Origin of the sequence: Winogradskyella psychrotolerans RS-3, from assembly GCF_000427335.1 — a bacterium.
In the GTDB taxonomy this organism is placed as follows: domain Bacteria; phylum Bacteroidota; class Bacteroidia; order Flavobacteriales; family Flavobacteriaceae; genus Winogradskyella; species Winogradskyella psychrotolerans.
Genome location: NZ_ATMR01000164.1, coordinates 41,278 through 63,156, shown reverse-complemented (window position 1 = coordinate 63,156; position 21,879 = coordinate 41,278). Strand labels below are relative to the sequence as shown.

11 protein-coding genes are annotated in these 21,879 nt (G+C 33.2%); all 11 read left to right on the top strand.

What is annotated here, in order from left to right; genetic code table 11:
• Positions 1 to 492 precede the first annotated feature (492 nt).
• Positions 493 to 3,300, top strand: coding sequence for a helix-turn-helix and ligand-binding sensor domain-containing protein (locus ADIWIN_RS15410; RefSeq protein WP_020895550.1), 2,808 nt, complete (start codon positions 493 to 495; stop codon positions 3,298 to 3,300).
• A gap of 276 nt (positions 3,301 to 3,576) precedes the next feature.
• Positions 3,577 to 4,464: a glycoside hydrolase family 5 protein gene (locus tag ADIWIN_RS21510; RefSeq protein ID WP_020895549.1), complete on the top strand. Its 888-nt coding sequence runs from the start codon at positions 3,577 to 3,579 to the stop codon at positions 4,462 to 4,464.
• A complete protein-coding gene (locus tag ADIWIN_RS15405) occupies positions 4,374 to 6,743 on the top strand; it encodes a hypothetical protein (RefSeq protein WP_235047132.1) in 2,370 nt (789 codons plus the stop codon). The genes ADIWIN_RS21510 and ADIWIN_RS15405 overlap by 91 nt, the downstream gene beginning before the upstream one ends.
• Positions 6,744 to 6,754: 11 nt before the next feature.
• Positions 6,755 to 8,644, top strand: coding sequence for an Ig-like domain-containing protein (locus ADIWIN_RS15400; protein ID WP_020895547.1), 1,890 nt, complete (start codon positions 6,755 to 6,757; stop codon positions 8,642 to 8,644).
• 35 nt (positions 8,645 to 8,679) lie between these two features.
• Complete coding sequence (locus ADIWIN_RS15395) at positions 8,680 to 9,513, top strand: glycoside hydrolase family 16 protein (protein ID WP_040757590.1); 834 nt, start codon at positions 8,680 to 8,682, stop codon at positions 9,511 to 9,513.
• 87 nt (positions 9,514 to 9,600) lie between these two features.
• Positions 9,601 to 13,041 carry a 1,3-beta-D-glucan phosphorylase, GH149 family gene (locus ADIWIN_RS15390; protein ID WP_020895545.1) on the top strand — a complete coding sequence of 1,147 codons (3,441 nt, stop codon included), beginning with the start codon at positions 9,601 to 9,603 and terminating at the stop codon, positions 13,039 to 13,041.
• Positions 13,042 to 13,053: 12 nt separating this feature from the next.
• On the top strand, positions 13,054 to 14,334 hold the full coding sequence (locus ADIWIN_RS15385) for a glycosyl hydrolase family 17 protein (RefSeq protein WP_020895544.1): 1,281 nt from the start codon (positions 13,054 to 13,056) through the stop codon (positions 14,332 to 14,334).
• Between the two features lie 192 nt (positions 14,335 to 14,526).
• Positions 14,527 to 16,029, top strand: coding sequence for a glycoside hydrolase family 30 protein (locus ADIWIN_RS15380; RefSeq protein ID WP_020895543.1), 1,503 nt, complete (start codon positions 14,527 to 14,529; stop codon positions 16,027 to 16,029).
• A gap of 38 nt (positions 16,030 to 16,067) precedes the next feature.
• Positions 16,068 to 18,422 carry an MFS transporter gene (locus ADIWIN_RS15375; protein ID WP_020895542.1) on the top strand — a complete coding sequence of 785 codons (2,355 nt, stop codon included), beginning with the start codon at positions 16,068 to 16,070 and terminating at the stop codon, positions 18,420 to 18,422.
• Between the two features lie 402 nt (positions 18,423 to 18,824).
• Positions 18,825 to 20,393 carry a T9SS type A sorting domain-containing protein gene (locus ADIWIN_RS15370; RefSeq protein WP_020895541.1) on the top strand — a complete coding sequence of 523 codons (1,569 nt, stop codon included), beginning with the start codon at positions 18,825 to 18,827 and terminating at the stop codon, positions 20,391 to 20,393.
• Between the two features lie 469 nt (positions 20,394 to 20,862).
• Entirely contained in the window at positions 20,863 to 21,876 is a 1,014-nt protein-coding gene (locus tag ADIWIN_RS15365; RefSeq protein WP_020895539.1) for a LacI family DNA-binding transcriptional regulator, read from the top strand.
• The last annotated feature ends 3 nt before the right edge of the window (positions 21,877 to 21,879 follow it).

Sequence of the window (21,879 nt, the reverse complement as noted above, 5' to 3'; positions counted from 1 at the left end):
TCCATCTTTAAATAATAAATTAAATCCATTGCGGTTTTTTTTCGCTTTCATAATTTATACAGCTTTTGTGTCGTATAAATTTCAAGTCCATAATTTGTAATATTAGTTAAGCTAAAACAAAAACGGAACCCAACTATAAGAATTGACTTCTATCTAAATTAAGAACTTCTAAATAGTCCGATCCTTCTAAATTTTTAAGCGCTTCATTAATTTTTAAACATTTAAAAATTTCGTCAACTATAGTCTCATAAAATATAAAACAAGGATAAAACTATTCATATATCCCTTGTAAACAAAGTCTCTGTCGGTTGTTAAATTTCCAATATAAATTAATTTAATATGATTATTAAATTGATAAAGTATGACCATACATGTTAAATAGTTACCACTACACAACTTGTCGGATACGTTTATTTAGTTATATTAGAGCCTTAACACATATGAATTTAGTTTTTTATAGACTAGATATAACTTCTATAGATTTTAGGCAAAATGAATTTAATCAAAAGTGTATTCTACGTTTTATTAGTTGTCATTATTTCCACAGCTAGTCATGCTCAAGAAATTCCACCTATTCAAATATTTACACCTCAAGATTATGGTGCTGAAGATCAAAATTGGGGAATTGATCAGTCGGAAAACAACTATATATATGTTGCTAATAACAAAGGACTGTTAGAGTATAATGGAGCTTCGTGGACACTTTATAATTCACCTAATACTGGAATCTTAAGATCAGTAAAAGTTGTAGGCGATAAAATATATACAGGAGGCTATATGGATTTTGGGTATTGGGCCAAAAATAAGCAAGGTCGTTTGTTATATACATCTTTAACAGATAATAAGAAAATTTCCATAAAGGAGGATGAAGATTTTTGGGGGATTATTGATATTGAAGGCTATGTGTTATTCCAGTCTTTTGAAAGAATTCACATTTATAATATTGCAGAAAATAGTTTTGATATTATAGGCTCTGATTCCAGAATCAATAAAATGTTTAAAGTAGAAGAAACTATTTATTTTCAAAAAACGGAAATAGGTGTTTTTAGGATTGAAAACGGAGAACAAACCTTAGTGATTTCAAGAGCAGCTCTAGAGGATAGTGAATTAGTTAATATTTTTAATTTAGACTCTGGCTTGTTATTGCAAACAAAAGAACATGGCTTTTATGAATTTAGTAAAGGAGAGATTAAACCTGTTAGTCAACACCCAGATAGTATATTGCCAGATTTAACTATTTATTGCAGTATTAGACTAAGTGATGGAAGTTTTTTACTGGGTACTATTGCAAATGGACTTGTTCATGTAGATATAAACGGTAAAGAATTATTGACTATTAATCAATCCGATGGGTTGAGTAATAATACTATTTTGTCTATAAAAAATGATAGTTATGGTAATATTTGGTTGGGTTTAGATAATGGCATAAATATTATTAATTTTAATTCGCTCTATAAGATTTATGTAGATAATCAGGGGGTTTTAGGGACCGTTTATGCAGCAGCAAAAACAGACGAATATTTATATTTGGGTACTAATCAGGGTTTATTTTATAAGCTTATAGATACTAATGAAAAGTTTAGTTTAATTGAAGGTACAAAAGGGCAGGTATGGAGTTTGGCTGTTGTGCAAGGGGATTTGTTTTGTGGTCATGATAAAGGAACGTTTTTAGTTAATAAAACGACTGCAGAACAAATTTCTAGTGAGATAGGAACTTGGTCAGTCAAAGAGATAGATGGTTACCCTAATCTATTGATTCAAGGTAATTATAAAGGTTTAAATATTTTAGAAAAAGTTGGTGACACTTGGAAATACAGGAATAAAATAGAAGGATTTAATATCTCTTCAAGATATTTTGAATTGATTAATTCTCATGAATTATTGGTGAGTCATGAGTACAAAGGAGTTTATAAGATTAAGATTGATGAAGATTTTCAAAAAATAATAGGCTATAAAAAGATATCTGTTAATAAGGGTATTAAATCGAGTATTGAAAGTTATCATAATAAAATTCTTTATAGTACTCAAGAAGGTGTTTTTAATTATGATGCTAAAAATGAAAACTTTAAGAAAGATGTAGTTTTAAGTAAGTTGATTAGTGGAGAAAATTATGTTTCAGGTAAACTTATTAGTGATATTGAAGGTAATAAGCTTTGGGCGTTTTCTAATGATGCGATCATTTACATAGAACCTGGAAAATTATCTACTGAGCCAAAAATTAATATTATACCTATTTCTAGCGAGTTGCGTAAAAGTAAAACAGCTTATGAAAACATACTAGATTTATCAAATAACAAGTATTTAATTGGAACAACCGAAGGGTTTCTAATTGTTGATTTGAACAAACTAGAGCACGAGGCTTTAGATATCAACTTAAATAGTATAGACTATGGAGAAGATCCTAATAAACTATTACCATTAGACTTAGTTGGGTCTACTGAGTTTAAAAATAAAATTAACAATATTAAGTTTAATTACAGCGTAACGAATTTTAATAAGCTTTCCTCATCCAAATATCAATATAGGTTGCTTGGGATATATGATAACTGGAGCAATTGGTCTAGTAGCTCGGAGGTGTTTTTTAAAAATTTGCAACATGGAGATTATACTTTTGAGGCAAGGGCAATGACGGATAGAATTGTTTCAAATAACATGTTGTCTTATTCCTTTACTATAGAAAAACCTTGGTATATTAAACCAGTGGCTATAATTTCTTACGTTGTATTTGTTTTACTTTTTATATATGTACTGTACTATTTTAATAAAAAACATTACAAAAAACAGCAACAAATACTTATTGAGAAGAAGGAGAGACAGTTAAAGATGGAGCAATTAGAAAGCCAGCGTAAATTAATACAGTTTAAAAACAAAAACTTACAACAAGATATTGATAACAAAAATCGAGAGCTTGGAATGGCAACCATGAACGTGGTTAAACGAAATGAGTTATTAAATAGTATAAAGACTGAGTTGTCTAAAAGTAAATCTCTAGCTGAAGTTAATAAAGTGGTTAAGCTAATTAATTCTAGCATTAATGACACAAATGATTGGGAGTTGTTTGAGGAGGCTTTTAATAATGTGGACAAGGACTTTATGAAGAAAATAAAATTACTTCATCCAACTATAACTCCAAATGATTTAAGACTGTGTGCTTATTTAAGATTAAACCTGTCTTCTAAAGAGATAGCACCACTTCTAAATATCTCACATAAAAGTGTAGAGGTTAAGCGCTATCGTTTGCGTAAAAAGTTAGAATTAGACCACGAACAAAGCTTATCTAACTACATTATAGAGATTTAATAACTATACAGTAGTGTTTTTTGCCTATACAACACCTATACAAAATCAATTTACGCGTGTATTTCTTCATTTTTATTAAGGAATGAATAATTAACTAAATACTTGGTATAAGCGGCTTTTATGTGAGACTTTAAGAGAATACACCACTTTTTTTTAACGCGTATATATTTTGTATAGTCTTTTTTAGAGAATTTAATAATCTTTCGACTTAAATTTAACAAAATGATAATTTGGTTATTATCATAAGCTAATAATTAACGCTCTAAAAACTGTATTATGAGAAAACGCTTTCTTAAGTTAATATTCTTACTACTAGCAATTCCAATCTTTAGTCAATCTAATAATGTTGAGGTATTAAATAATGCCGAAGGAATGAAACTAATAGTTGATGGTGAAGATTTTATGATTAATGGTATGAATTGGGGTTATGTACCAATAGGTACAAATTTTAACTACAGTTTATGGAAGCAATCAGACGATGTTATTAAGGCAGCGCTAGATGCTGAAATGTCGTTATTAAAGAATATGGGTGTAAATGCTATTAGGCAGTACACAGGTATACAACCTAAATGGATAACCTATATTTATGAGAACTATGGTATTTATACCATGCTTAATCATTCATTTGGCCGTTATGGTTTAACTATTAATGGGAGCTGGGTTGCGGTTACGGATTACAGAGACAAAGCAACTCAGAATATATTAATGGATGAAATCACTGAATTAGCCGAAACCTACAAAGACACTCCTGGGCTACTATTATTTTTATTAGGAAATGAAAATAATTACGGATTATTTTGGGCAGGATCTGAAACGGAAGATTTTCCGGATGAAGAAGAACAGAGAAGAGAAGTTGGTGAGAAACGTGGACGTCCAATGTACAAGCTAATGAACGATGCAGCCATTAAAATGAAGTCAATCGATTCATCTCACCCAATTGCAATCTGTAACGGTGATTTATTGTTTTCAGAGATAATAGCAGAAGAGTGTAAAGATGTCGATATCTACGGTACAAATATGTATCGCGGCAAGTCATTTGGTGATGCTTTTGAAAGGGTTAAAAGGAACTTAACATGCCAATCTTATTCACAGAGTTTGGATCAGATGCCTTTAATGCTGTCGACAATGAAGAAGATCAAAAAATGCAAGCATTTTTTGTTGTAGAAAACTGGAAAGAAATTTACCAAAATGCTGCAGGATTGGGTAAGGCAGGCAATGCAATAGGTGGTTTTACTTTTCAATTTAGTGATGGCTGGTGGAAACTAGGACAAACAAAAAATTTAGATGTTCATGATACTGGAGCGTCGTGGGTAAATGGAGGTTATTATTTAGATATGAAAGACGGAAATAATAATATGAATGAAGAGTGGTTTGGTATATGTGCAAAAGGTCCTACAAACGAAAGAGGATTATATACCTTATACCCACGTTCTGCATACTATTCTTTAAAAGAGGCACATCAAGTTAATCCTTATGACGAAGACATGACGGGTGATTTTTTATCAAACTATTTTTCTAATATTAATTTAATGGATGGTGTTTTAAGGGCACGAGGAGATAAAGCATTATTAGGAGGTAACGATTCTCAAAAAATAAGAATTAGTAGACTTACTGCAGAATTCTCAACATTTAATACCGGGGGAAGTTTAATTACTACACCAAACAATGTAGATGAGGATTCAGATGCATTTCCAAACCAACTAGGCTTCGATCATATGGAGTCTTATTTCGTTGGAATTGAAGGTAAGCCGGCTTCAAATATGAGAGCTAATGTTAATTTTAACGTGGTTGGTAATATTGCAGGAAATCCAATTGACGAAATTTTCTATGAAAACAGATCAAGAGCAGTCAATGTTGATTCTGATGATGGAGAAGTCACACTTACGGATATTAATAGAGTTAATGTTTATGATGCAGAATTTGAATGGAATGCTAAGGATTTTGATTTAAGAGGATTCTATCGGACAGGGCATTATCATTGGGCATATGAAGGAGATATTTTTAATCTATATCCCGAAGCTAATTACGGTCCTAATTTAGATATCTACGGTGGCGAAATTTTAGGATTAGAAATAGATGGAAAAGGTGATCTAAGTGGTTTAAAAGCTGCTTTTGGACCTCAACTTTGGTGGGGAGCAAACCCAACCGCATTGCTTAAATACAGTCGTAAAGTTGGAAAATGGGATATGACAGGTGTTTACCATAGAGATCTTCAAACAGAGCTTAGGTTTGATGAAAATGGCCAACGTATATTAGATGCAAATCAAGTTCGTAGTGGTATTATCCCAGCATGGCCAACGGAAAGAGCAACCATTGCTGTAGAAAGAAAATTAGGAAAATTTGGACTTACCGCAGGAGCTATTTGGGCAGGTAGTCCACTTAACGGAAGTTCATTCCAAGATGTAACGGGTGGTCCTGGAAATTACACCGTTTATGAAGATAAAGTTACAAGTAAAGATAATTGGGGAGGAAAAGCCAAAATCACATATCAAGAAGGTAAAATAAATGCCTATGCTCAAGCTGCCGTTATGGGATTAGTTGCTAATGCCGGAGCAGATCAAACGCAAACATTTACAGGTTGGAAATTAAAAGATAATGGAAGCGGAAACCAATCTAATGTTCTTGCAGGATTTACATATACTGTTGGTGATTTTCAAATTGCACCAAACTTCTTGTGGCAAAAGCCTTTAGTAGACGCAATGCCAAGTGATGTGGATGCGCCTGGTAGATTAAGAAATGTAATTGAAGACCCATTTGCGGTTAGAAATAATAGGGAGACAACAGCAGGAGAAATGTTAATTACGTTCGATCCAACTCCTGGAACTTGGATGTATGAATGGGATAACGACCGCACTGAAGACGCCAAATTTGCGATGAACCTTGGTTTTGTTTACCGTCATCTTCCTACACAGCAAGATGCGCATATTGGTTTCCTAGCCAATCGCCAATTCTTTGCTTTCCCTACATCTGCACCAGCAGAAGATTTGTGGGAGGTAAGCACAAGAATGGTATCCAAGTTAAATCCAGACTTAGGGGTTATTGGAAATTTCTATTATGGTAATGGCCAGGCAAACGGTGATAGTGATAGATTAATAAAAAGATTTGGTGGTGATGTAAGACTGATTTACAACAAAATGAAAGTTGAGACACATGTTAAAATAAATGATTGGGGACCTTTTGACTATCATAGAGATTTCAACTTAACGTATCCAGTACAGTTGATGTTAGATGTGTCAACCTCTTTAGGAAAACCAGATTGGTTTATATTACCAAGCACAGTGATTGGGATAAGAGGAACATGGCGTTCACTTGATGCTAACTCACCAAGGTACTCTCCTTTAGCAGCATCCGAATTTGAAGTAGCACCTATAAGTGCTGTTGGATTTCCTGATGGATCTGAATGGGAGATTAGAACCTATGTACATATTAATATTGGAAAATAAAAAAGCGAAAAATGAAAAATACAAGTTTAATTCAAATTAAGAGAACATTCGTTTTAGGGATGGTTTTAGTCCTAGCTTTAGGATGTGAAAGAGATCTTACGGATGATGCAATACCAGCAACTTTCGCAAAAGTAGGAGACATATTTACAGATGACTTCGTATCTATGGGAAGTGATTTTTACTTTCCTTTTGGTGGGTCAAAATTAGATGCTTTCTCTGTCGATACAGAAGTAGGTTATGAAAGTTCAGCTTCTTATCGTATCGATGTGCCAAATTCAGATGATCCAGCGGGTAATTATGCTGGTGCTATATTAAGAGTTGATGGATCAGGTAGAGATTTATCGGGTTATGATGCCTTGACATTTTGGGCAAAAGCATCGCGTGGCGTTAGTATAGATGCCGTTGGTTTTGGTCAAGATTTCTTAGATAATAAATTTCAAGTCAATGCTAGTAATCTAAGTGTTGGTACTAATTGGTCAAAATTTACTATTCCTATCCCAGATGCTTCTAAATTAACAGAAGAGCGAGGTCTGTTTTGGTATGCTGCAGGTACGCAGGCCACAGGAGGTTCTGGTTATGTCATTTGGTTAGATGAAATTAAGTTTGAAAACTTAGGAAACATCGCACATCCAAGACCTGCTATTTTAAACGGAAGCAATGTGATAGAAGAAACCTTTAGTGGCGCTACAATTGCATTAACGGGTCTTACTCAAACATTAAATTTGGCTTCTGGGGTTAATCAAGAGGTTACGATATCTCCAAATTATTTTGCTTTTACATCTTCAAATACAAGTGTTGCAACAGTTAGTGAATTAGGTATCGTTGACATTGTAGGTGGTGGAGAAGCAGTAATTACGGCTACGTTAGACGGAATAGATGCAGAGGGCTCATTAAATATTACATCATTGGGCGATTTTAATCCGGCTCCTGTACCTACAGTAGAGGCTAGCTCTGTAATTTCAATTTTTAGTGATGCTTATACAAATGAACCTGTAGATTACTATAATGGGTATTGGGCGCCGTTTCAAACGACTCAAGGTCAGAATGATATTCAAATTAATGGAGATAACATTATCAAATATTCTGAACTGAACTTTGTTGGAATTCAATTTGCCGTAGATGTACCCACTATTGATGTTTCTCAAATGACACATTTCCACATAGATATTCAGGTACAAGGCGATATCGATCCAGGCGACTTTTTACAGGTTAAACTTCAGGATATTGGAGCTGACAATGCGTTTGGAGGTACTGATGATTCTGATGACGAATTAACCTTAACTAACACCACTTTGGTTTCTAATAGCTGGGTGAGTATTGATGTTCCAATTTCAGACTTTCCAGGGTTAACGAGTAGATCTAATTTGGCTCAAGTAGTGTTCATTTCTGATGCAACAATTACAGATGTCTATGTAGATAATATTTATTTCTATGAAATATCAGCAGAACCAACTGACGCTGCTCCAACTCCAACTGTTCCTGCGGCAAATGTGATTTCAATTTTTAGTGATGCCTATGCTAATGTAGCAGGTACAAATTTAAATCCAGACTGGGGCCAGGGAACAGCAGTTACAGAAGAAGCTATTGAAGGTAATAATGCGTTAAAATACTCAGGTTTAGATTACCAAGGAATTCTATTAGGTTCGGCTCAAGATGTATCTGGTATGACGCATCTACATATCGATTATTTCACAGCAAATTCTACAGCACTTAATGCTTTTTTAATTAGTTCAGGTCCTATAGAAAAAGCTAAGGCACTAACTGTGCCAAGTGCTACGGGTTGGACAAGTTTAGAAATTCCATTAGCGGATTTCAATCCTGTAGATCTTGCAGATATTATTCAATTAAAATTTGATGGAAATGGTGACATTTATATAGATAATATCTATTTCCATAATTAAAATTAGAAATTAAAAATATTCAAAAAAGAATTAACATGGAATCATCAATAAAGAATAAAATATCAGTAGCCGTAAGTTTATTTACAGCTGTTATACTAGTTACGTTTTTGAGTTGTTCAACAGATGAAACTCAGACGGTAACAAATTTTACTAATTTAACTATGGCAGACGAATTTGATTTGCCAGGTACACCAGACCCAGCAGTTTGGGGTTACGATATTGGTACAGGTCAAAATGGTTGGGGAAATAATGAATTACAATATTACACAGATCGTTCAGAGAATATTATAGTAGAAGATGGCATGCTTAAATTTACAGTGCGTCAAGAATCTTTTGAAGGCTCTAACTATACTTCGGCTAGAGTATTAACTAGAGGTAAATTCGAACAGAAACACGGACGTTTTGAAGCTAGAATACAATTACCTTGGGGACAAGGCATTTGGCCAGCGTTTTGGTTGTTAGGTGATGATAGTAATGGTACAGAGGTTTGGCCACAAATTGGTGAAATTGATATTATGGAAAATCGCGGACAAGAACCAACTATAGTTGGTGGTGCGGTGCATGGACCAGGGTATTCTGGTGGGACAGCAATATCTAAGCCCTATGAATTAGAGAATGATCGTTTTGATACTGGTTTTCATGTTTTTGGTGTTGAATGGGGAGAGAATTATATCAATTATTATGTAGATGATGTGCTTTATAATCAAATTACACCAGCAGATGTTCCAGGAGAATGGGTATTCAATGATGACTTTTATATCATTATGAATGTTGCTGTAGGAGGATCTTATGTAGGGTCACCAAATGCATCTACAGTATTCCCTCAAGAAATGTTAGTAGACTACGTAAGAGTTTATTCAGCAGAATAATTAATACAAATTTTATTGAGGACCGAGAGTTCATCTCGGTCTTTTACATAACCGAAGAAAATTACTAAAATTAACTAGACTTATACTTTGAAGAACACAGTACTAAATAGAGACGTAAAATTAGAACAAGTTACAATAGAGAACGAGACCTATTTCAAAATTAGAAATAGTAACCAAATGCGTCCGTTTTTTATGAGTATTGTAAGCGATTCTAACCATTGGATGTTTATTTCTAGTAACGGCGGATTATCAGCAGGACGTAAAAATTCTGAGTTTGCCTTATTTCCATACTATACAGACGATAAAATAACAGAATCTGCTGATATTACCGGCAACAAATCAATTTTTCAAGTTCGTAAAAATAACGAAGAATTTATTTGGGAACCATTATCTATAAGACCATTAGGAGGCTATAAAATAACTCAAAATCTTTATAAAAATAGATTTGGGAATACGGTGATTTTCGAAGAAATTAATCACGATTTAGAATTAACATTTAGATATCAATGGAATTCTAGTAATACATATGGTTTTGTAAAGAAGTCTACATTAATTAATTCTTCAAAAGAATCTGTGAATGTTACTCTTATAGATGGTATTCAGAATATTGTGCCTGCTGGTATAGGTAGTTTTATTCAAAATCAATCGAGTAATTTAGTTGATGCTTACAAGCGAAATGAATTAGAGAAATCTTCAGGGCTTGGAATCTATGCACTTAGTGCAATTTTGGTTGATAAGGCTGAAGCCAGTGAAGCATTAAAAGCAAATGTTGTTTGGTCTTTAGGTCTAGAGCATCCAAAACATTTAGTGTCATCTTTACAACTGAATAACTTTAGATTAGGTAAAGCTGTAAATGAAGAAGTTGACGTAAAAGCAGAAAAAGGAGCTTATTTTATTTCTACACAAATTGAGTTGACTTCAGAAGCATCAAAGGAATGGATGTTTATTACAGATGTCAATAAAAATCATTCAGATATCGCTTTATTATCTAAACAAATAAGAGATGATAAATCATTAGCCATAAAGGTTAATGAAGATATAAATAAAGGAACTGAAAACCTTATTGAGTTAAGTGCAGCTTCAGATGCCATTCAAGTAACAGGAGATAGCTTAAGAGATACACGTCATTTTGCCAATACGTTATTTAATATAATGCGTGGTGGTATTTTTGACGATAATTATAAAATCGAAAAGTGGGATTTTAGTAATTATCTAGAAAATGCCAATAAGAAAGTAGCACGAACATCAGAGTCTATTTTGGCAAAACTTCCAGAGGTATTTTCATTAGAAGAAATAAAAAAAATAGCATATAATAGTGACGATAAAAACTTTAGACGTCTTTGTTTAGAATATATGCCGTTAAAATTTAGTCGTCGTCATGGAGATCCAAGTCGACCTTGGAATAAATTCTCTATTAACACTAAAAGCGAAATTGATGGTTCTAAGATTTTAGATTACGAAGGAAACTGGAGAGATATATTTCAAAATTGGGAAGCCTTGGCGCATTCTTATCCTCAGTTTATTGAAAGTATGATTCATAAATTCTTAAACGCAACAACCTTTGATGGCTACAATCCTTACAGAGTAACAAAAGGCGGATTTGATTGGGAAACAATAGAACCAGATGATCCATGGTCTTATATTGGCTATTGGGGAGATCATCAAATTATTTACTTGCTTAAGTTCTTAGAGTTTATCCAAAATCATCAACCAGGGAAATTAGACAGTTTCTTTAAAAAAGACTTATTTGTTTACGCAAATGTGCCTTATAAAATAAAGCCGTATAAAGACTTACTAAAAAACCCTAAAGACACCATTGTTTTCGATGACGTATTAGATCATAAAATTAACGAAGAACGCGAGCAATTAGGAGCAGATGGTGCCTTACTTAGAGATGAGAATAGATTTATTATAAAGGCAAATTTTGTCGAAAAAATCTTAGCAACTTCATTAGCAAAATTGTCTAATTTCATTCCTGAAGGTGGTATTTGGATGAATACACAACGTCCAGAATGGAATGATGCAAACAATGCCTTAGTTGGTAATGGAGTATCCATGGTTACGCTTTATTATTTGAGACGTTTTTTCAATTTCTTTGAGGAATTGTTAGGTTCAACTACTATTGATGAGGTAGAAATCTCAAATGAGATCTTTGATTTCTTTAATAGTGTGTTAGAAACTTTTGAAAACAATAAAAATTTATTGTCTGCATCAATTAATGATTCAGATAAAAAAATAATATTAGATAACCTAGGAAAAGCAGGTAGTGAGTTTAGAACACGTATCTACGAACACGCATTTTCGGGTAGAAAATCAACACTTTCAATTAGTAGATTAAAAGATTTTGTTAGCATTAGTAAATCTTTTTTAGAGCATTCTATCAGAGCTAACAAACGCTCAGATAACTTATATCACGCCTACAATTTAGTCACTGTAAATGATGATTCTGTTTCTATTTCATATTTAAGCGAAATGCTAGAAGGTCAGGTTGCTGTTTTAAGTTCAGGATATTTAAATACTAAAGAAACATTAGAGGTCTTAGATGGCCTAAAACAAAGTAAACTTTTTAGAGAAGATCAGTACAGTTATATACTATACCCAAATAAAGAACTCAAAGGGTTTTTAGATCGAAATACAATTTCTAAAGACCACGTACATTCCTCTCAATTAATGCAAGCATTAGTAAAGGATGGTAATGTTCAAATCCTCGAAAAGGATGTAAATGGTGAGTATCATTTTAATGGCAACTTTAAAAATGCTAGTGATGTTACTTCAGCATTAGAAAAACTTTCTGAAACAAAATATAAGTCACTTGTACAATCAGATACATCAAAAGTGTTACAAGCTTTTGAAGCTGTATTTAATCACAAAGCATTTACAGGTAGATCAGGTACATTTTATGGGTACGAAGGATTAGGGTCTATATATTGGCATATGGTTTCTAAATTGTTATTAGCAGTGCAAGAATCGTGTATTAAGGCTGTTAATGATGGTGAAAGTGATGTTTTAGTAAGTAGGTTATTAGAGCATTTTTACGAAATAAATGCAGGTATAGGGGTACATAAATCACCAGAATTATATGGTGCATTCCCAACCGATCCTTACTCACATACACCAGGTGGTAAAGGAGCACAACAACCAGGGATGACAGGCCAAGTAAAAGAAGATGTTTTAAGTCGCTTTGGAGAGTTAGGAATTTTTGTTTCTGAAGGAAAGTTGATTTTTAATCCATGTCTGTTAAGAAAAAGAGAATTCTTTAATGAAGCCACTAGCTTCAACTATACCGATGTTTTTAAAGAGAAGAAAACGATTGAAATGGTCAAAGGATCATTAGGATTTACGTATTGCCAAGTACCTATTGTTTATCAGATTTCGGAAAAAGATAGTCTAGAAATTTCTTTAAAAGATGGAAGTATCAAAATATTTGAGAGTTTAAAAATTGATCCCGCAACGAGCGCTAAAATTTTTATGCGAACAGGTGAGGTGACTAAAATTATAGCACATATTAGTTCAGGTTATTTAAAATAAAAATGTAAGACAATGAAATTAAAATTAATCGTGCTTGGTGTATTTGTAGCCGTATTTATAATGTCTTGCAATGAAAATAAAAAAGATAAAAGTGTTGTAAATCAAATGATGAAAGAAATGACTGCTAAAGATATATTAGGTAATCCAGACTATTTAGCAATTTCTTACGGTGGCTATAGGGAAACGAATAGAGATGTTCAGCCTACAATTCTAGAGCTAAAAGAGGATATGAAAATCCTCAATGTTATGGGAGTAAAAGTGCTTAGAACGTATAATGTTCATTTCGATCAAGCTGCAAATCTGCTAAAAGCAATAGACGAACTAAAAAAGGAAGATGCTACTTTTGAGATGTATGTTATGCTTGGTATTTGGATTGATTGTAAAAACGCTTTTAATTGGGAAGCGGGTGAACCAGATCATAGCCAAGAAAGTGAACGAAATTCTTTAGAAGTAGATACGGCTGTTGCACTCGCAAAACAATATCCAGACATCGTAAAGATTTTAGCGGTTGGAAATGAAGCGATGGTAAAATGGGCAACAAGTTATTATGTGCAACCATGTATTATTTTAAAATGGGTAACCCATCTGCAAGATTTGAAAAAAACAGAAGATTTACCAGCAGATTTATGGATCACAAGTTCAGATGATTTTTCATCTTGGGGAGGAGGTGATCCAATTTATCATACAGAAGATTTAGAAAAAATAGCAAATGCGGTCGATTTTATCTCTATGCATACCTATCCATATCACCAATCGCATTACAATTCGGATTTTTGGAAGGTGCCAGAGCAAGAAGAAAATTTATCAGATAAAGAAAAAGTTGATGCAGCCATGTTACGAGCTGTAGATTTCGCTAAAAGACAATATGATAGTGTAGCAAATTATATGAAAAGTATTGGGGTTAATAAACCCATTCATATTGGAGAAACAGGTTGGGCTTCTATCTCAGATGGTCATTATGGAAAAGCAGGATCAAGAGCAACAGACGAGTATAAACAAGGACTTTATTACAACCATTTACGAGAGTGGACTAATACTAATAAAATTGCATGTTTCTATTTCGAAGCTTTTGATGAGCAATGGAAAGATGGTCAAAATCCCTTAGGTTCTGAAAATCATTTTGGATTAATTAACTTAAAAAGTGAAGCTAAATATCCTCTATGGAATTTGGTAGATAAAGAAGCGTTCAAAGATTTAACGAGAGACGGAAAACCGATTACGAAAACATATGATGGTAATATTGAAACCTTGATGAAAGATGTTTTAGTGCCAAATACAGAATATCCAAAATAGAAATATCCTAACCATGTAAAAGTTATTTTACTTGCTTTATTTTTAAAAGTTTTTTGCCTAACAAATTCTTAAAGAAATAGACGAGTCTAAGTGAGGACTGTTTAATTAACACTATCTAGGTGATATTTTTATAAAATATTTAAGACAATATAAACACCATAGAATAATGATACAATCAAAAAAGTATACGATATGAAAATACCAAAATATTCAATATTGGCAGTCTTAATACTTACAGTAATGAGTTGTACTTCTGAGAAAAAGGAAAATAAAGATTTGAAAGTTGAAATTTATGAAACTTCGGCAAGTGGAAATTCATTAACCAAGATTACTGAGTTATCTTCAATTGATACAGCTTCAGTTATAAAGATCTTACCTGAGAAAAAGTTTCAGACCATAACAGGTTTTGGAGGCTCTTTTACGGAGTCCACGGCTTATTTACTTAATAGATTGAGTAAAAAAAATAGAGATACTATTATTGAAGCTTATTTCGGTGAAGATGGAGCGCGGTACTCACTGACAAGAACTCATATTGCGTCTTGTGACTTTTCTTTAAGTAATTACACCTATGCACCTGAGGCAGATGATATGGAATTAAAGAGTTTCAATATTGATGATGATAGAGATGACTTGATACCGCTGATTAAAGATGCCCAAGCAATTTCAAAAGATGGATTTAAAATAATTTCTTCGCCTTGGTCGTCACCACCTTGGATGAAAGACAATCAGGACTACGTTGGAGGGAAATTATTGCCAAAATATTACGATGTATTCGCTCTATATTTTTCAAAATATCTAGATGCTTATAAAGCTGAAGGTATTGATATTTGGGGATTAACGCCCGTTAATGAACCTCATGGCAATGGTACTAACTGGGAAAGTATGCACTTTACGCCAGAAGAAGAAACCGATTTTGTTCAAAACCATTTAGGACCAAAATTAGAAGCTAATGGATACGGTAGCATCAATATTTTGGGATATGATCAGAACAGAAAAGGCATAAAAGAATGGGTTGATGAAATGTATAAAGACGAGGCTTCTTCAAAATATTTTGCAGGATTAGCTGTGCATTGGTATGAGAGCACTTATGATTATTTTCCAGAAGAATTACAATATGCACATAATAAAGCACCCAATAAATATTTAATTGAAACTGAGGGCTGTGTAGATTCTGAAATTCCTAAATGGCAAGATGACGCTTGGTATTGGAGAAAAGAAGCAACTGATTGGGGTTGGGATTGGGCATCTGCAGAGGATAAACATTTACATACTAAATATGCGCCTGTACATAGATATGCAAGAGATATCATAGGTTGTCTTAATAATTGGGTTGACGGTTGGATAGATTGGAATATGGTACTCGATAAACAAGGCGGACCAAATTGGTTTGAAAATTGGTGTGTTGCACCAGTAATTGTAGACCCAGATAACGATGAGGTTTATTTTACACCCTTATATTATACTATGGCACATTTTAGCAAATATATTAGACCAGAAGCACAAGTAATCGGAGTAGAAAATCCTGATACAGAATTAATGATTACTGCGGCGCAAAACCCTGATGGGTCAATAGCTGTAGTGCTTTTCAACGAAGGTAGTACCGAAAAGAACTTCGCTTTAAACCTTAATGATAAGCTTGTAACTATTAAAATTAATGCCCAAGCCATTCAAACTGTTCTAATACCACAATTTTAAAAACTATATAATTACTTAACTAATTTAAAACCGCTACTATGTCTAAAACAGCAAGTAAAGTACCAATGGGAAAAAAAATTGCCTTTGGATTAGGTATGTTAGCAAATCAAATGTTTCCTGCTGCTTTAGGAATATTTATGGTGGTACTAGTGAAAGATCTAGGATTTCCGACGTGGATGTGGGGAATTTTATATTTTCTACCTCGTATTTTTGATTCTATTACAGATCCAATTATGGGGTATATTTCTGATAATACAAGGTCTAAATGGGGAAGAAGACGTCATTATGTATTTCTTGGAGCCATAATCATGGGAATTTCATTTGCCTTAATGTGGCAACTTCATAGAGAGGATACATTAGATTATAACTTTTGGTATTACTTAATTTGGTCTTTAGTATTTTATTTAGGCTTAACAATTTTTAGCGTACCCTATGTAGCTATGGGTTACGAGATGAGTGATGATTTCCATGAGCGTACCAATATTATGGCTGTTGCACAATGGATTGGACAATGGGCTTGGGTTTTAGCGCCATGGTTATGGGTCATTATGTACGATCCATCTTGGTTTGAGTCTGGTGATGTCGCTACAAGAACATTAGCCATTTGGGTTGCTATAGTTTGTTCTATTTTAGCTATGGTTCCTGCGATTTTTATAAAAGATAAATCTACTTTAAATGATGATAATCTAGAACCACTAAATCTAAGAGGTGTAGGAGGAAGTTTAAAGAAAATACTCAAAGGATTTCAAGAAGCTTTTAAATTAGAACCATTTAGAAAGTTATGTATTGCTACGTTTTTAGTTTTTAATGCCTTTAATACTGTTGCTGCATTTTCATTTTTTATAATTGTTTATTACCTCTTTAATGGTGATGCCGGTGCAGCTTGGATTTGGCCGACCTTATTTGGAAGTGTAGGTGCTTTGGTTACAACGTTCGTTGTAATCCCTATTGTAGAACGAATGTCTAAAAAAATAGGCAAGAAACAAGCGTTCTTGGTGTCTCAAGGAATCTCAATAATAGGTTACATAATGTTGTGGTTTTTGTTCATTCCAGGGAAACCCTATATGTTTTTATTCGCATTACCATTTTTCTCATTTGGTATCGGGGGTCTTTTTACACTTATGATGTCTATGACTGCTGATGTTTGTGATTTAGATGAATTAAACTTTGGTCAGCGTCGCGAAGGCATTTTTGGAGCCATTTATTGGTGGATGGTAAAATTTGGTTTTGCCATTGCAGGAGGTTTAAGTGCTCTAATTATGTGGGCTGTAGATTTTACTCCAGATGCAGCAACTCAACCAGAAGGAGCCGTTACAGGACTTAGGTTTTTCTTTTCGGCTTTTCCAATATTAGGAACTGCAATTGCGATGTATGTAATGAGAGGCTATGATCTTACGGAAGCACGCGCTATGGAAATTAGTGCTGAATTACAAAATCGTAAAGCCAAAAAGAAATCAAGACAACAGTCTTCGGCATATGGGGTAGGTAATCTACTTTCAGTAATTAATAGCGATATTAAATTAGAGGATTACAAAGAAATTGACTTTACTAATAAAAGTGTTGAGCAAGCACAAATGCTTTTTCGAGAAAAATTAAATGCGAAACTTCACGGTTTATGTTTTAGTCCTTATGCTGAAGGTCAAGATATAGATGATATACTAACAGAGTCTCAAATTCGTAGACGTATGAATATTATTTCACCTTATACAAAATGGATTCGTTCATTTTCTTGTACAGAAGGAAATGAACTGATACCGGAAATAGCTCACGAAAAAGGATTGAAATCTATTGTTGGTGCATGGATAAGTGACGATGAAGTTAGAAATGAGAGAGAAATTGAAACCTTGATAAAATTGGCTAAAGCTGGTTTTGTTGATATCGCAGCTGTTGGGAACGAAGTATTGTTACGTGGAGATGTTTCTGAAGACGCCTTAATCGTTTACATTAATAGAGTGAAACAAGCTTTATCGGACATGGATATTCCTGTTGGATATGTAGATACCTATTTCGAATATCATAAGCGTCCAAATTTAGTCGCTGCAACGGATGTTATACTTGCTAATTGTTATCCGTTTTGGGAAGGTTTTAGTATTGATGATTCTTTACAGTATTTACGAGAAATGCATGCGATTACAAAACATTTCGCCAAAGGGAAACGCATAATTATAACAGAAACAGGTTGGCCGAGTCAAGGAGCAGCAAATGACGATGCTCACCCCTCTCAAATTAATGCCATGAAATATTTCATACAAACTCAAGATTGGTCCCATAAAGAAGGAGTAGAATTGTTTCATTTTTCATCGTTTGATGAATCTTGGAAAGTGCGGGTTGAAGGAGAATTGGGAGCACGTTGGGGAATATGGAGTAAGGACGAAAAATTAAAGTACAGGTAACGTATTTTAACCATATAGTATTATGTCTAAAAGAGAAGAAAATTTTTTAGCGTCAGCATCTTTTGATGAGTCACGGAAAGTTTGAGGAGAAGGAGATGTAGGAGCTTTTCGGAGGATTTGGAATAAAAATAAAAAATAAAAGATTAAAGTCAGATATTCAGCATTTTACCAACACAACATTACCGCTACTAAGGAAGATCTTATGCTGTTGCAGTAATTTGTAAAAACTTTGAAAACCCTTTATGCCATTGAGCTCAATTAGTTTTAATGTATTGGTAGCCATCAATGTTTTAAGTGTATGTTTTTTGTTGTGGTAGAATTACCTATAATGTATTAAATCTTAACTAAATTTATCAAACTCTATATTTATAAATAACAATTAACTAAATAAAAACAACAATTATGAAAAAAGTTACTTTTCTTTTCTTGATGCTATCAGTAGTATTAGGTTACTCGCAAGGGCCGGCAGATAATGCGGCAACACCATCAACGAGAGACGCAGTCGATGTGATTTCAATCTTTAGTGATGAATATGCTAATGTAATGGGTACGGATTTTAATCCAAACTGGAGTCAATCTGGTTTTGGTGTAGCAAATACTGCTTTTGACCCAGGTACTGGAAACTTAGTTTTAGGTTATCCAAATTTTAATTATCAAGGAGTTCAGTTCGGAAGCGTTCAAAATATCTCATCTATGGAGTTTTTGCATGTTGATATTTGGATAGATGGTACCTTTAATCCTAATGTGTTTGTAATTAGTTCGGGAGCAGAAATTGCTCATGGAATAACAAATGCAGGATCAGGTACGTGGACAAGTGTAGATATTCCTGTCTCAGGAATCACTGGAGACTTATCAAACGCTATTCAGTTTAAATTTGATAATGGTAATGGGTCTTCTGATGGTATTTATGTAGATAACTTATATTTTTGGAAAAATCCAACAATACCTGGATCAGATGCTACTTTAAGCGATTTACAAATTGATGCTTCAACAATTAATGGTTTTAGTTCGGGTGTTTTTAATTACAATTATGGTTTATCTCCAGGTATAACAGATATTCCTCAAATTACTGCGGCGACTTCAACAGATGCAACAGCGACATCTGTAACTATAAATCAAGCTACTGCACTTCCAGGTAATGCGAGTGTTGTAGTTGTTTCACAAAATGGATTGATTACAGAAACCTATACAGTTTCATTTACTTTTGAAGGTCCTCCTTCAGCGGCAACAGATCCAATAGCTAGAAATCCGTGGGATGTTATTTCTTTGTATAGCGACGCTTACACTGACGTTGCTAGTACTTTTGATGCAGGTTGGTGTGGATTTTCTTCTGTTGAAGAAGTTATGATTTTTGGTAATCCAACTCAAAAATACTTAAATAATGCTTGTCAAGGAATAGTATTAGATACAGCTGTTGATGCTAGTACTTTTAATGCTGCTGCTGGGACTAATTTACATGTTGATGTTTACATAGAAGCTGGTACTGATTTAGTTTCTTCTGTTTTTAATTTGAAATTAGTAAATCAGCCAGGTGGTGCAGCATTCGAAATTAATTTAAATGCTGGTTCTTCTCCTGCTTTAGTGGCTGGTAGCTGGATGTCAATTGATATCCCTTTAGATTTAACCACTTTTACTGGTTTTAAGGAATTTGGTATCACCTCTAATCTTCCAAGTAAGGTATGGTATGACAACTTATATGTTTATAGAGCACCAACGTTAAGTACTAACGAATTTGAATTAGAAAATGTGAGTGTATATCCAAATCCAACAAATTCAGTTTGGAATATTCAAACTACTAATCAGAGCATTAGTTCAGTGCAGGTGTTTGATGTATTAGGAAAGCAAGTTGTTTCTATGACTCCAAATTCAACTAATGTGTCAATTGATGCTTCTGGTTTAATCAAAGGAATTTATATTGCTAAGATTATTTCTAACAATGGAATTAAAACAATTAAGTTAATTAAAAAATAATCTCATTATTTTTAGGAAGGTTGCTGATAGATAACTTTCATTAAATTAACGCTTAATTTAGGAGCGATTAGATGAGTTAAAATTCATTTAATCGCTTCTTATTTTAAACATTAAGCTTAGGATTTTTTTTTAACAAGAGTTAAAGTTTTAATTCAATCAGATACTATGTTTGTTAATGTATATTTTAATTCTATTAACTCAAGTTAGAATTTAAAAATAAACTATAAATCAGTAATACTGCAGACGTAATTATCATTTTGAATAAGCATATGGCAACACCCCCTAATTCAGATAAAAAGATAATTAATACTAGTGATGGCAATAAGGCTATTTGTTTAGCTCTAAAATCTACTAAAAATGGCTCTCAAATAAATAAAACTTGTTAAAAACTAGTTTAAATATTTTTTAATAAGAATTATAAAGAGCGTATATTATACGCTCTTTCTCGATTATATAAAAGATTAAAATAATGACGACACTCAAAGAATTAGCTGCCCTTTTAAATATTTCAGTCTCAACCGTTTCAAAAGCGTTAAATGATAGTCATGAAATTAGTGAAAACACAAGAATACGAGTTAAAGAGCTTGCCACTAAACTAAACTATAGACCCAATAGAATAGCACAGCAGCTAAAAACTAATAAAACTAAAATTATTGGTGTCATTCTTCCGACGGTTACCAATCCATTCTTTGCCGAAGTATTACACGGTATTGAAAAAACAGCAACTAATAATGATTACGATATTATTGTCTGTTTATCTAACGAAACTCTACATAAAGAAAAACGAAGTTTAGATCTTTTAGCAAATGGTAGTGTTGATGGATTTATAATAGCAGTAGCAAGAGAGAGTCAAGTAAAAGAACAAACAGATCATATAAAGTCTGCTATAAAAAGCAAATTACCTGTATTAATGTTTGATAGAGTAGTTGATGATATTGAATGTAATAAAGTAATAGTAGATGATTTTCAATCTGTTTACGAAGCTACTGAGCATTTAATCGTCAACGAACAACGTAAAAATATTCTTCTGGTAAGTAATATTGAAGAGCTTAGTGTTGGTCAGCTTAGAATAAGTGGCTATACAAAGGCTTTAGAAGATCATAATTTAGAACTTCATATTTTAAAATTAGATAATGCAATTGATACAGATGTTGAAAATAAAATATATGATTACTTAAAACAGAATACATCAATTGATGCTATTCTATCCATCGATCACGTCACAGGAATTGTCGCGATTAATATGGCTAAGAAGTTAGGTAAAGAAATCCCTAAAGATTTATCAGTTGTTGGTTTTGGTTACGAACATACCCAATTATTATCGAGTCCAAAAATCTCAATCATTCATCAAAAAGCGCATAAAATTGGCGAGATGTCTACAAAATTATTGATTGATAATATTAAAGATGAATCTTTAAAAATGCAAACTATTGTCGTGCCGAGCGAGTTAAAATTAAGTGAGTCATCTCAAACTAAATTTTAAAAT